The following is a 14,162-nucleotide window of genomic DNA, read 5'->3' on the forward strand; positions in this document are numbered from 1 at the left end:
TCACTCAACCTCCTCTGGTACGCCAATTCGACCTAAAATTGCACTGGCAGCCGCCACATACGGGCCAGCCAAATATACTTCCGAGTCGACATGACCCATCCGCCCCCGGAAATTTCGATTGGTAGTGGACACAGCCCGCTCTCCGGCGGTCATTATTCCCATATGCGCCCCCAGACATGGACCGCAGGTCGGTGTACTAACCGCACAGCCTGCCTCCACAAAAATGTCTACCAGCCCTTCATGAATGGCATCCATATATACCTGCTGGGACCCTGGGATAATAATACACCGTACATCCGGATGAACCTTATGCCCCTTAAACACCTCTGCCGCCTGCCGCAAGTCTTCCAAACGGCCGTTGGTACAGGAACCGATAACCACCTGGTCAATTTTAATTTCATCAATTTCAGACACTGGATGGGTATTTTCCGGCAAGTGTGGGAATGCCACTACCGGCGTCAGCTTGGCCAAATCTATTTCAATGACCTGTTCGTAGCCGGCATCCTCATCCGGCGCCACCGGCTCATACTCATAATCCACCCTATCCTTGAGATATTCTTCCGTGATTTTGTCATACGGGAAAATACCGTTCTTGCCACCGGCTTCAATCGCCATATTGGCAATGGTTAACCGGTCGGTCATGGTCAGTTCGGCAACGCCTTCTCCAGCAAATTCCAGAGATTTGTACAAGGCTCCATCCACCCCAATCATACCAATCAGGGTCAAAATTACATCCTTGCCACAGATATTTTTGGGTTTCTTTCCCGTAAGTACCACCTTTATGGCCTTTGGTACCTTGAACCAGGCTTCTCCGGTAGCCATAGCTACCCCCAAATCAGTAGAACCAACCCCTGTAGAAAATGCATTAACTGCACCATAAGTACAAGTATGGGAATCCGCTCCAATAATACACATACCCGGTGCCACAATGCCCTTTTCCGGCAGGATAACATGCTCGATGCCGACCCGGCCCACTTCAAAATAATTCTTTATTTTATGCTCCTTGGCAAAATCCCGGACAGTTTTGGCCAGTCCAGCCGCCTTTATATCCTTGTTTGGGGTAAAATGGTCCGGCACCAAGGCAATTTTTGTATTATCAAACACCGGCCTTTCGATTTTGACAAATTCCTTAATAGCAGGCGGTGCCGTAACATCATTGGCCAGCACCATATCCAGCTTGCAGGTAATCAGCTGTCCCGGTTCCACCGAGGTCAGGCCGGCATGCTTCGCCAAAATCTTTTCGGTCATATTCATTCCCATAATATGTCCCCTCCTAAAATACACTTCTAAAAACGGCTTACACCAGAAATTGGCGTAAGCCGTTCTACACATAGACTATTCTATCTTAGAGGCCCAAAACCTCTTTTTATTTATTAGTCTTTGGAAAGGTCTGCTCCATCCTTCAGCCAGGACATCATACCACGGAGCTTGGCACCAACTTCTTCAATCTGATGCTCAGCATTCAAACGACGCATAGCATAGAAGTTAGCCCAGCCAGCTGCCCGATTGTCTGTGAGGAACTTGTTGGCAAAGGTACCATCCTGAATTTCCTTCAGAACCTGTTCCATAGCCTTGCGGCTTGGCTCACCAACTACCCGAGGACCGGATACATAGTCGCCAAACTCAGCCGTATTGGAAATGGACTTGCGCATCTTGGCCATACCACCCTCATACATCAGGTCAACGATGAGCTTCATTTCGTGGAAGCACTCAAAATAAGCGATTTCTGGCTGATATCCGGCAGCCACCAGAGTTTCAAAGCCATTCTTGATAAGGGAGCATACACCACCGCACAAAACAGCCTGCTCACCAAAGAGGTCAGTTTCCGTTTCTTCTCTAAAAGTAGTCTGGATACAACCGGAACGGGTACCACCAATACCACGGGCATAAGCCAGAGCCAGCTCAAAAGCATGCCCAGTGGCATCCTGCTCAACAGCAAATACATCCGGAACACCGCCACCCTCAGTAAAGGTCCGGCGTACCAGGTGACCAGGTCCCTTTGGCGCAACCATAAATACATCCACATCTTTTGGCGGAATAATCTGCTGGAAATGAATATTAAAGCCATGAGCAAAAGCCAATGCTGCACCGGACTTCAAGTTTGGTGCAATCTCATTCTTATATACCTCAGCCTGCTTTTCATCAGGAATCAAAATCATTACGATATCTGCAGCCGCAGTAGCCTCACCAACCGGCAGAACCTTCAGCCCCTTGCTTTCGGCAACTGCCTTGGACTTGGAGCCTTCGTACAGACCAACAACCACATTCAGGCCGCTTTCCTTCAGATTCAATGCATGGGCATGACCCTGCGAACCATAGCCGATAATGGCAACGGTTTTATCCTTGATTACTTCCCAATTTACATCCTGATCATAAAAGATTTTTGCCATAATACTCTCTCTCCTCACAATATTCCTTTATAGTATGTTCACCCCGCTCAAGACCTGTAACCCCGGTCTGAATGACCTCCAAAACATTGTAGGAGGACAGGACACGGTTAAAGGCCTTGACCTTGTCCTCACTGCCAGTGATTTCAAAAATCAATGTTGTGGGCTGAACATCAATAACACGAGCCCCAAAGAGCTCGGCCATCTTTAAAACATCCAAGCGGTTGGTATCATCTGCCTGAACTTTTATCAGGGTCATCACCCGATAAACTGATGCATTGTCATCAAGGCGCTTGACGACCTCCACATCCGGTAGCTTGCCCAACTGCTTTAACACCTGGTCGATAATGTATTCATCACCGCTGACCATAACGGTAATACGGGAAAAATCACTTGACTCAGTTTCCCCTACCGTCAGGCTTTCTATGTTAAATTCCCGCCGGGAAAACATACTGGCCACCCGTACCAGTACCCCTGGCTGGTTTTTAACCAGCACAGACAGAATATGTTTCATAAAAACCTCCATCAATACGGCTTTTAAAACGAATTACACTATCTACTATTTGTAAACTGAGACTTACTCCGTTGAAGCCTTAAACTCCAACTGAATGTAGTCGAATAAATCCTTGGCACCCGTTAGCGCAGGATAAACATGTGTATATTATTGCGCTATTAAAGTGTTTTGTCAACAGTTTTTGCCTATTATATCCACTTCTTATTACATTATAGAAATTTTTGTGCATTTCAAATGAACATATGTGTTTGCGATTTATAATAAAATTTCCCTGTGCAACGAACTATACACAGGGAATTTTTAATGCTTATTTGTCGCCGGAGATAATTACTTCATTCATTCCATCCACCAAACTATCAGCTGACACTTTTATAACATTGTTTTCCATCTTGGCATTTTCAATGTTTATACCAGTATCCTCAATGGTAATATAACGAATACTTTCCTTACCTTCTCTAGCAATATGCCCTCCATGGGCAATTTCTTCACTTTGTTCCTCCGGAACATGTTCATTACTGGCTTTATTCACCTCAAATTCGACTATTTCAGGAATATTTTCACTGCTACTCAATGAAGTAACCGTTTCGGGGTCCACTACCGGCTCTGGTTCAACCACTGGCTCCACTACAGGCTCCGGTTCAACCACTGGCTCCACTACAGGCTCCGGTTCAACCACCGGCTCCACTACAGGCTCCGGTTCAACCACCGGCTCCACTACAGGCTCCGGTTCAACCACCGGCTCTACTACAGGCTCCGGTTCAACCACCGGCTCTACTACAGGCTCCGGTGCAACCACCGGCTCTACTACAGGCTCCGGTGCTGGTTTCACAGTAAGCTTATCCACAAATTTTACTGTGTAGTTATGATTATTATCCTTGCCTGTAATTTTCGGATTTACAAATTCGCTGATATCATCATATGTACCAACATCCAACTTATCAGAATCATTTTTGTACTTAGTATCAGTTTTATCAATGTTCAATACTGCCTCGGCCGTATCACCATTAACAAACCCTTTCACTGAAACTGTGTAATCATCTCCACCGACTGCATCCTCACCATAGTTTTTGATCGCCGTAACAGTAGCGGTAAGTTCACGGGGAGTTATCGTAAGCTCCCCCTGGCTGCCCTTACTGTGATCAAAAATTATATTATAATTTTTGGATACAGCTGCGGTATTGAATGTACCTGGTTTCACATCAACCTCAGCTAAACCATATTGTCCAGCTTCGAAGCTGGTGCCGCTTCCTGTACCAATCACATTGGATTTTGCACCGATTTTATTATCAGGCTGCTTAACTGTATTGGCATATACATCTTCTGTCGCCGTCATCGAATTTATATTTTTACCATCAAGCTTGACAGCAGCTTCCCGACTTACAGGAAAACTGTCCCAACTCTTCAGGCTTCCGTTATTTAGCCGATCCAAATCAGATATTGATCCAGCGGTTGCATCGTTTTTATTGGTTGCATAATAAGAATATGTGCCGGCCTGAACATTGTCACCATATTTCTTTTGTCCAACAATATTGATATAAAGGTCAGCCTTCTTGACATTCAGCTCATTAGTAACCTTGGCATTATAGTTATGGTTTACCTGGTCACTGTCTGCAAAATTCTTATTGGTAACCAGCGGATTAACAAAATGCGCATTAGCATCCGTATATTTCCCGGCTCCAAGCTGATTTGAGTCCTCCTCGCAGGAAACGCCACTCATATCCACATCAAATACCAAATCCGAAGTATCCCCCGATGTAAGACCGGTTACAGCTACTGAATACTTACCATTTGCACCGGCAACAACAGGTGTAACCCCCAGTTCTCCACCAACAAGCTTATCCGCACCATAAACCTTTTCTCCTACAACCTTTACAACTGCATTCCGAGGAGTTACAGTCAGCTTTCCAGTGCTTCCCTTGGAAGCATCATAAATTACATTGTAGTTTTTCTCTAAAGAAGCCGAAGATTTTATCTGGGCATCAGCCAAATTATACGCATCTCTGACGAAATTTCCTTCAGCATCGTAATGGCCAATAACATCCGATTTGGCATCTATTTCCTTGGAACCTGTTGATTGGTTATTATGCATAACATCCATATCAGCAGTTAACGAGGTTACCGTGCCAGCAAATTTCTTGGCAGCGGCTTCTGTAGTAGGTATATTATCCCAACTTTTAAGCTTGCCGTCATTTTGCACATCGTTTTCTGAAATCTGTCCTTCTTCAGCCGTGTTTTTCTCAACAGCATAGTATTTGTATGTTCCTTTATTTATTGCATTACCATATACCTTTTCTCCCACCAGATTTACATACAGATTTGCTTTATCAACTGTCAGCTTGTTCTTAAATCTGACATTGTAATTATAGTTGTTATCCTTGCGATTAAATAACGGATTTATAAAGCCAGCTGTATTTTCGTAGGTACCGGCGGCCAACTGATTGCTGTCAGGAGAATATTTGGTAACAGACAGATCTACATCAAACACGCTATCCGAAGTATCGTCATTGATGTAACCAGTTGCTTCAACAGCATACTTGCCACTGTCCTTAACGGCCTCAGAGGCATATTCGGCGCCACTTACCACATTATTACCATAAGTCTTGGCTCCGATAACAGTAACATCAACCGTTTTTGGCGTAATGATCATACGGGCATCATCGCTGGTATAATAACCGTGCTGCGGTGACCACATAGTGGATTTATCATAACGATATACCGAGGAATGACTTGTATCCGCACTGCTGCTACCGGATTTAATGACCCAATCAGCGGCGTTATAGCTTTCCAGCACATCATAATTAACGGAATAAACATTCTTTCCGTCCCCGTTGCCAAAAAAAGCACCACCATAATAATTATTGACATCCGTAGTCATTAGATTATGGACTGTACCATCGTATTCATATTGACGATTGATGTTAATCCACCGCATAAAATGATTTAACAATGGTGTGGAAGAATAATTATAAATTGTCCAGCCATTGCCAGTGTTTTTCATACCGGTCCAGTTGGTATCACTGGTATTCTGGGCTTCATAAAGGGTCTTGGCAAATATTCCTGCCGGGCTAATACCATTACCTGCTACCTGGTCCTGAGCCGTTACTCGGGTCCCATTGTTTTGGGTAGTAACAAAAAAGCTGTCCGTCACCGTACCATCGGTAAACTTACCCACAAAAGCCCCAATATTGTCTGCCCCGGTTAATGCCTTGACCTGTCCGGCATTATAGGCCTGATTGATGGAGCCACTGCTCATACTACCAACCACGCCACCTACATTTTTTTGCCCCTGTACCACTGCATCCCGGTAAGCCAAGCGATTATAGTATGTCCGTTGATTTTCTTCCGGTAAATCAGCAAGAGCAATTACTGAGCTGATTTCATCCGTATCAGTCTTCAACCATCTCTGATCAGCCTGATTGTATGTGTATGAATTACCGGCATTGTCCGTAAAACCGTAATATGCCTTTTCATTGATACTGGTATACAAAACAGTATTATTATCAGCATTGTAGGCTTTTTCAATGGAACCACCATTCATATTGCCTACTATACCACCTACAGAATTGTCACCAGTAATATTCCCGGCATTATAGGATTGTTCAATGCTACCATCCATCATTTTTCCAACAATACCGCCAACATTAGTTACACCACTTACCTTACCATATATGGAATTCCCATCTCCCACACCGGCAGTGTTAACCACGGAGCTGTCGCCCAATATGGTATCTTCATTGGTATTATAAGAGTAAAGTAGCTTTCCCCCAGCAAGCTGACCTGCCAATCCGCCCACATTATCCTGGCCATGCACCTGACCATTGGATGAGGATTCCGTAACAGATATTTCTGCAGTGGAATTTAGACTTCCCACCAATCCACCAGCATTTATACCGGTACCTTCTACTACGCCATATCCCTGCCCAGCAGTTTCATCGGCACTGTAGTACCCCTTGTTATGGCTGGAATAAATATTGGCATAATAACCTGTACCGTATTGTGTCCCGATGGCCTCACCGATAATTTCACCAGCTAAGCCACCTACATTATTGTTACCGGCAACAGTAGCGCCTGAAACAGAATAACGGATTGAGCTATCGACCATTTTGCCGGCGATACCGCCTACATTTTCCTGACCAGCTATATTATTTTCAGATGCAGTTATGGTAGTCTGGCCATCAGACGCCTTCACCCGCTTCCGTACAGTGTCGCTGCCGAAATGAGCGTGATTTACAGTCTGCCCGACAATACCGCCCACATTATTACGGCCGACAATTCTGGAATCAATAACATTTACTGCACCAAATCCCGCACCGCTGGCATAGCCAAATAAGCCCACATTATCTTCATCAGGGCGATTGATATTTAAATCAAAAATCTTATAAGTAGCCGATCCACCATTGCCACTAAAATAACCGGTAAATGGTTTCAACTCGCTGCCAACAGGTATAAATCCGGCCCCATCGTTCCAATTGGCTGTATCAAAAGCAGCAAAGCTTGTCCCCTGGGCATAGGATCCTCCCATATGGCCAAAGGTTGCATCCTGAATAGCTTCCAACTGATATATATCATTTACCAGCATGGAATAATTCTGATTTTTTATGCTGCCGCCGTCAAAGTTCTGGGCCACCTTGCTCTTTAAAGCAGTAGTCTCTGCACTATATTTTGAATAGTCCTTTTGCGTAAATACACTTTTAGCAGTATTGGAAAGCCCCAGTGAATTAACCTCAGTTCCATCAATCCCTGCTTCTGTAACATCTGCATCATAATAAACGCTGACATTCTGGGAAGCTATCTGGGCCCTGTCCACATTATTGAGATACACCTTAGCAGTTTTGAAAGTTCCCTCCACTCCTCGGCTGGATTTATCATAAACCGTTATATCAGCATTATCTATACCGGCAACAGACAAAACATTTGCATCAACAGTTGCTACATCATCGGCATTCTGGTCAGCCCGCAAAACAATGGCGCCATCCCGGGTAGAACTGTCACTTTCTACACTGAATTGTTCCGCACCAACCGTTTTGTCACCAGCAATAATAGTCGTAGCAGTAGCCTGCAGTACACCATTCTGCCCTACTGCAATATCGCCATCAGCCACCAGGCGAATAGTGTTGTTGGCAAAGGAAAAGCCCGTGGCTAACTGTACATCCGTGGTATTCAGAACTGATTCATCTACATTTTTTATCACCTTGGCCAGCATACCGTCTGCCCCGGTGAGGTATGCACCATTAGTGGCCGCATTTATTGTTCCGTTAACAATAATGTTATTGTTGTTATCCTTGTTTTGGGCAAAAACCAGCTTATTGTTCTTGAAAGCATTTTCATCAATTTCAGCAGTTGAAACTACCACCCCGGCCGCATTGACATTAGAACCATCATAAAACACCGTTCCATTAGGATTTACCAAAATGAATGATCCTATGGAGTTTATATTACCAGCTATTTCTGACATTCCACCAGCCGCATCCACCCGATTAAGAGTCATAGCTGCTGTATTCGGTTTACCGGCTAGGGTCTGAACAAAATTTACCGTAGCATCCCTGCCTACATTAAAAGACTGCCAGTTTATAATTGCCTTATCACTGGTCTGGGCTATATTTATTGTGGGTGTATCAGCCTCCTGATTTATTTCTGCAATACCGTATGCCACAGCTCCACCTGCCGGCAATGCAGCATCAGCAACATTTGCATAAGCTATATTTGTACCATATGAGCTGCATAACACCGAGACTGTTGTTAAACCAACAATTATCCTACGGCGCAGCATTTCCTTCTTGCTCACAAGACGACCTACCTTTCCAAACATGTTTATCCGCATCATATTTTTGCCACAACCTGGAACCACCAAATTCCGTGCATATCATGGCCATAGCTTTCCGAATATTTATTCCCTAACGGCAACGCATAATCCAATCTTGCGTACACGCCGCCCGTCTTTTGCCATATAATGCCCACACCGGCACCATTGATATAGCGGGAATTCGGACCATCATGATTGTCGTGCATATATTTCACCCAGCCGGCATCATAAAATGCTGCCAGCTGCCAATTGGAATCACCAAAAGTATATCTGAATTCAACATTGCCCAATATACCATTGTCACCACTGGCTTCACCCTGAGGAAAAGCCCTCACACCATTGTAGCCACCAATATAGAATTTCTCTGAAGAATCCAGATTAGTCCATGATTTCTGCCCTGATAAGGAACAATGCAAATTCAAATTATCACTTAGTTTATGAATATAAAATCCATCGAAAACAGTTTTTTGATACACACCATCAATATGAAGCAAATCATTTTTTAGCGCATCAGCAGAATCCAATACCATATGCCCAACCGTATGCATCAGCTTATAGGACGAAGCATAGGCCTTGTTTCGGTAATCTCCATCCAAACCAAAGCGCATAAAATATCCATGCTTACGATTATCGGTTCCCCACAATCTGATCCGATCGGTCAATTTGGTATAACCTAAATTGAATATAAAATAAAGATTATTATCTATTGAGCGTTTCCAAGGTGTTTTGGTAAATAATCGGATAGTATCTGCCATACCATAGGCATTCATAAAACGATATTTTCCCCCCAGCTCATAATCCGTCCGATAATATTCCAATCCACCAAAGGTGCCAAAATTGAACATCGGCAATTCATATTTTAGAGAGAAATTCTGAAGATCATCTCCCTGGATACTGCGCAGATATCCGGCCTGCAGCTGATCTCCCACATGAGAAATATTATTCCAATGATAAATAGCTCCCAAGCGGTTGCGCCCAGTAAAGTGATTTCCAAAATTATCAGCATAGATAAATCCACCGGATTTCTCTATATCGGTAAGTTGCAGTACGGTCTTAGCCTTCCCCGGTTCCTGGCCCGGCGAGAGAATGGCATGGGCTTTTATTCCAGGTATATCATTCAATATCAAAAGGGCACGATCCAGTTCCTGACGACTAATAATCCGATCTTTTTTGACACTATGCGCAATGCCAGCTGCCCGACTAGTCAGCAGGCTGGAGGCGTTATCAAAGGAAGCCGCATCATAGGCCCCTTCCATAATGTCGATTATTACCGTCCCATGAACAATATCCTGGGTCGGAATATACGCTATCGTGGTCATATATCCCTTACTGCGGTAAAAATCAGTTATACACTGGGCTACAACCAATAAATCATTAAAGGACATTTCCGGCTGTATACTATCGCCGGCCTGAGCCAATAGCTTTTCTGCGGGATATATCGTGTTACCCCGTAGCTGTATTTCTTTTACTTTAATTTTTACATTCGCATTACCATTTTGAATCTTACCCAAATTGATATTTACATCAACTTCATCTTTATCTTCTTTCGGCTTCCAGCTTCTGTCATCATAAATAGACGCTGATATGGAGCCGGAATCCGGCATATCTAACATATCAGCGGCAGCATGGGAACAAGGCAGCAACGCTAAGGATAAACCTAAGCTGTACGAGCATATTTTTTTAGAATACGACAAAAAGATAACTCCTTTCCAGACCATATTAAAACCTCCCTGAGGTTAAAAACTTCAAGGAGGCAAATAATTCACATAATCTCGTTATGAAATCTTCGTACATCGGATCTGAAATACAAAAATGACCCTAGATTTCGTGTAAGTGCTGATGAAACCCGTATGTTTTCATCCTGCATATTCAGATATGTAAATTCACCGTGTATTATAATAACACAAATAGTCCAAAATACACAATAGTTTAAGGTAAAAAGCTCAAAAAGATAAAATATTTTAACTTATAATATGAAATCACCAATTTTTAAATGGGTTCTTTGACAAGCAGGCATTGTAATAGCGTTTATCATCAGATACTTCTCGGGTTATCCATTCCGGCAGTTCCACCGGCTCATCTACACTGGCCAGCTCCACCTCGGCCACAACAAGCCCATCATTGTCCCCATAAAAAACATCAATTTCCCAGGTATGTCCCAAATGGGGTTCAACATACCGGATTTTTTCAATCAAGGGCTTTTGGCACATTGTATCAAGAAGCTTGGCCGCATCCGCCAATGGAATTTCATACTCCATTTCCAGACGAGAAATCCCTTTCGTAGCTCCCTTGATAGTTAAATAACCTTTATTGCCCTTTATCCGAACCCGTATCGTTCGGTCTTCATCAGCCACAATGTACCCCTGACGAATATTTACTCCGGCCACAGCTGGCTGCCATTTTTGCTTATCAATGAGATATTTACGCTCGATTTCAATTCCCATTATTGTTCCCCAATAATCCGTACCTCAGGATAGAGCTTTACCCCCTTCTCCTTATATACCCGGTCCTGTACCTCTTTGATAAGGTTCAACACATCCTGGGCTGTAGCATTACCGGAATTAACCACAAAGCCGGCGTGCTTGGTGGAAATCTGGGCCCCACCTACCTGCAGCCCCTTGAGACCGGTGTTATCAATCAAAGTACCGGCATAATATCCCTCCGGCCGTTTAAAGGTACTGCCGGCGCTTGGCATTTCCAAAGGCTGCTTGCTTTCCCGCCGCTGGGTATAATCATCCATCTTGGCCTGAATTTCGTCCTTATTCCCTGGCTGAAGCTCCAATGTAACTTCCGAAATAGCCTGTCCATTGGCCTGAAATACACTGTGACGATAGCCAAAGTTAAACTCATCCGGACCATATGTCAATATTTTACCGGTAGTAGTAACTGTTTTTACTTCCTTGACAACATTTTTCATTTCCCCGTCATAGGCCCCGGCATTCATAAACACCGCTCCCCCCAAGGATCCGGGAATACCACAGGCAAATTCCATACCTGAAAGGCCATTATCTGCAGCAAATTGGGATATATGCTTCAAATAGGCTCCGGCACCGGCAACAATCCGATTGCCCTCACAGCGCTTGTAGGACATAGGTGCATGAAATTTAATCACTGCCCCCCGAATGCCTTTGTCCAATACCAGCACATTGGAGCCATTCCCCAAAATAGTCGAAGGAATATCGTGCTTGTTCAAAAGCTTAAAAATCTGGGCCAGCTGCATCATGTCCGCCGGAAAAATAAGATAATCCGCCGGCCCACCAATATTGAAGGTGGTATGCTTGCACATTGGCTCATTTATATAAAATTGTTCCTTTGGCAAAATTTCGCCCAGCTCATCCACAAATGCCTGATTTATTTCCATTTTATCATTTCCTCATATTTATTTTAATGTAGCACACACATTAACCACTTAATTATACTAGCTAAGTGCTGATTTGAAAAGAGTTTATCTTACTATATTATTTATAACGCCATTGTTCAAATTTTTCTTCTTTAGAAGAAAAATCTTCCAATTAGCGTTTCAACGAGCTGGGAGATATGCTCGCCAGCTGTTGTAGTTTTGTTAATTTCAATTTATTGTATAATAAAATTTGTTAGCCAATGATTTTAAAAGGTGATTTTTTAATGCGAAAAGTTATTTTGTTTTTTATATCTTTCCTAATATTGATTTTAGGTTTTACAACCCTATGTATTTTTCTTACGGAAAAATTTGATATATTTCATTTGCAGGACTATACCATCGAAGCCAGCTTTAGCGAGACTGACGGCAAAATGACCATGACCTGGACCCGCTATCCCTATCCGTGCTTCTACAAAGTGGATACATATTCCAAGACCACCGGCAAGCTCTCCGGCAGTGATGAATATCATCTTGTAAACTCTGAATATACATTTTCAGATACCTATGAAGTATCAACTACAGCCATCCCCACCTATTACAAGGTCACCGCCTATGGTATCTTTGGCAAGCTGTCCTCCGATGAGATTATGCTGGCCAATCCAAACTATTCCAATCCAATAAAACCGGTTCCCATATATCAATACACCAAGGATAACCCCGCCAGTGTTATTCCATATCTGGTATGGCACAGTGTACCTGATGGGGTGCTTTATGAGCTGGAAATTCTGTCCGGGCCACCGGACAAAGAGAATACTGTCACATTGTCAACGGTGAACCATTTGACATCTACCCAATTGGTATTTACCAACGGGGTTCAGTTTGATTTACGACCGTATGCCAATCAAACCAGACTTTACTGGCGGGTACGGGCCCTCAATCTCCGCAAGGAGCCCATCGGAGTTTTTTCCACGGCTGAGCCAATCGTTATTGATCAAAAGAAGGCCATTCCCAACAAACCATTGCTGAACAACTTTGATAGAATGCCTGGCTTCAGGCAGCCAGTTTATCCGGTATATCATTGGATTCCAATGTTTGGTGCTGAAAAATATGAAGTAGAGCTGATGTCCCATCCACCAGCTGCTGAAAATAACACAAAGCCTACATCCGATCGGGCCTGGGCCAAAATAGTCAATGGGGCCTTCAGTTGTTACGATGAATATCCGCGGTATTACGCCGGAACATATTATTGGCGGGTACGGGCCATAAATGATAAAGGAGAAACCATAGGTGTCTATTCCGATACAGATACCTTTGAAGTACCTTCCTACACCAATCGGCCACGGGTAGCTACATTTGGTGACAGCATTACCCATGGTGGCGGAGCAGTATCCTTCGCTCCATCCTGCATTGAATATAGCTACACTACTTATCTGGATTTTCCGGCCATAAATATCGGACGCAGTGGAGATACCTCAACCACTTCGCTGGAACGGTTTGATCGGGATGTATTGCCAATAAATCCACGCAATCTCATCATTATGACCGGGTCCAATTCCCTGAGAGCTCAGGATATTTCTGCTGATACAGTGATAAATGACCTGGAAGGTATTTATCTTAAGTGCATAAAAAATGATATACGGCCAATTCTGCTTACATTGCCGCCTATCAACCCATCCAACATAATGCTGGCCTTCCACACGCCAACTGACCCGATGTGGTACCAAAAAATGCAAAAAATCAACAAATACATAAAATCCAAGCCTTATTATATTGATTTGGAGCCATATTTCTATGACCAGAACCACTCCATTATGGATCCGGTCCTTGCCAACGATGGTCTCCATCCGGATATAACAGGGAAAAAGCTTATGGCAGAAATAATCAATCGCCACAAGGATGTTTTTCAGGAATAGCAAAAACCAGTCAGCAAATGTTCGCTGACTGGTTTTTTTCTGACAACATCATAGCAATACAGGATCAGCCGGGTTGCCAAAATGGATATCCCATTCACGACTGAACCAGCGGCCACCAATTACCCGTTTTGCAATGATTGTTTTGCTTTCTTTTGAAACTGATGAATCGGCATCATACTGGGCGAATACATCCTCATAGTTGAAT

The 14,162-nt window shown here is 43.6% G+C and carries 8 protein-coding genes; 1 reads left to right on the forward strand and 7 read right to left on the reverse strand.

The features are described from left to right. The 7 genes from leuC to murB all read right to left on the reverse strand — a co-directional run bounded on the left by leuC (position 1) and on the right by murB (position 12,065). Positions 1–1,260, reverse strand: a complete 1,260-nt coding sequence (gene leuC, locus QZV24_RS07045; RefSeq protein WP_294522091.1) for a 3-isopropylmalate dehydratase large subunit — start codon at positions 1,258–1,260, stop codon at positions 1–3. Between the two features lie 113 nt (positions 1,261–1,373). Continuing rightward, a complete protein-coding gene (gene ilvC / locus QZV24_RS07050; RefSeq protein ID WP_027406089.1) occupies positions 1,374–2,390 on the reverse strand; it encodes a ketol-acid reductoisomerase in 1,017 nt (338 codons plus the stop codon). Further along, complete coding sequence (gene ilvN / locus QZV24_RS07055; RefSeq protein ID WP_290657211.1) at positions 2,371–2,901, reverse strand: acetolactate synthase small subunit; 531 nt, start codon at positions 2,899–2,901, stop codon at positions 2,371–2,373. Before ilvN ends, ilvC begins: the two co-directional genes overlap by 20 nt. A gap of 307 nt (positions 2,902–3,208) precedes the next feature. Next, positions 3,209–8,725: a filamentous hemagglutinin N-terminal domain-containing protein gene (locus QZV24_RS07060; protein WP_294522098.1), complete on the reverse strand. Its 5,517-nt coding sequence runs from the start codon at positions 8,723–8,725 to the stop codon at positions 3,209–3,211. Next, a complete protein-coding gene (locus tag QZV24_RS07065; protein WP_294522102.1) occupies positions 8,722–10,422 on the reverse strand; it encodes a ShlB/FhaC/HecB family hemolysin secretion/activation protein in 1,701 nt (566 codons plus the stop codon). The genes QZV24_RS07060 and QZV24_RS07065 overlap by 4 nt, the downstream gene beginning before the upstream one ends. 261 nt (positions 10,423–10,683) lie before the next feature. Then, entirely contained in the window at positions 10,684–11,148 is a 465-nt protein-coding gene (locus QZV24_RS07070) for a CYTH domain-containing protein (protein WP_294522105.1), read from the reverse strand. Further along, positions 11,148–12,065: a UDP-N-acetylmuramate dehydrogenase gene (gene murB / locus QZV24_RS07075; protein WP_290657218.1), complete on the reverse strand. Its 918-nt coding sequence runs from the start codon at positions 12,063–12,065 to the stop codon at positions 11,148–11,150. Before murB ends, QZV24_RS07070 begins: the two co-directional genes overlap by 1 nt. Before the next feature lie 263 nt (positions 12,066–12,328). Here murB and QZV24_RS07080 point away from each other — a divergent pair, with 263 nt between their 5' ends. Next, positions 12,329–13,957 (forward strand): GDSL-type esterase/lipase family protein, encoded by a 1,629-nt coding sequence (locus QZV24_RS07080; RefSeq protein ID WP_294522110.1) that lies wholly within the window; start codon positions 12,329–12,331, stop codon positions 13,955–13,957. The last annotated feature ends 205 nt before the right edge of the window (positions 13,958–14,162 follow it).

Source organism: uncultured Anaerovibrio sp. (assembly GCA_902786545.1).
In the GTDB taxonomy this organism is placed as follows: Bacteria; Bacillota; Negativicutes; order Selenomonadales; family Selenomonadaceae; genus Anaerovibrio.

Excerpts from the sequence above, each read along its gene's own strand:
- leuC (WP_294522091.1), bottom strand. The coding sequence starts at position 1,260 with ATGGGAATGAATATGACCGAAAAGATTTTGGCGAAGCATGCCGGCCTG.
- ilvC (WP_027406089.1), bottom strand. The coding sequence starts at position 2,390 with ATGGCAAAAATCTTTTATGATCAGGATGTAAATTGGGAAGTAATCAAG.
- ilvN (WP_290657211.1), bottom strand. The coding sequence starts at position 2,901 with ATGAAACATATTCTGTCTGTGCTGGTTAAAAACCAGCCAGGGGTACTG.
- QZV24_RS07060 (WP_294522098.1), bottom strand. The coding sequence starts at position 8,725 with ATGATGCGGATAAACATGTTTGGAAAGGTAGGTCGTCTTGTGAGCAAG.
- QZV24_RS07065 (WP_294522102.1), bottom strand. The coding sequence starts at position 10,422 with ATGGTCTGGAAAGGAGTTATCTTTTTGTCGTATTCTAAAAAAATATGC.
- QZV24_RS07070 (WP_294522105.1), bottom strand. The coding sequence starts at position 11,148 with ATGGGAATTGAAATCGAGCGTAAATATCTCATTGATAAGCAAAAATGG.
- murB (WP_290657218.1), bottom strand. The coding sequence starts at position 12,065 with ATGGAAATAAATCAGGCATTTGTGGATGAGCTGGGCGAAATTTTGCCA.
- QZV24_RS07080 (WP_294522110.1), top strand. The coding sequence starts at position 12,329 with ATGCGAAAAGTTATTTTGTTTTTTATATCTTTCCTAATATTGATTTTA.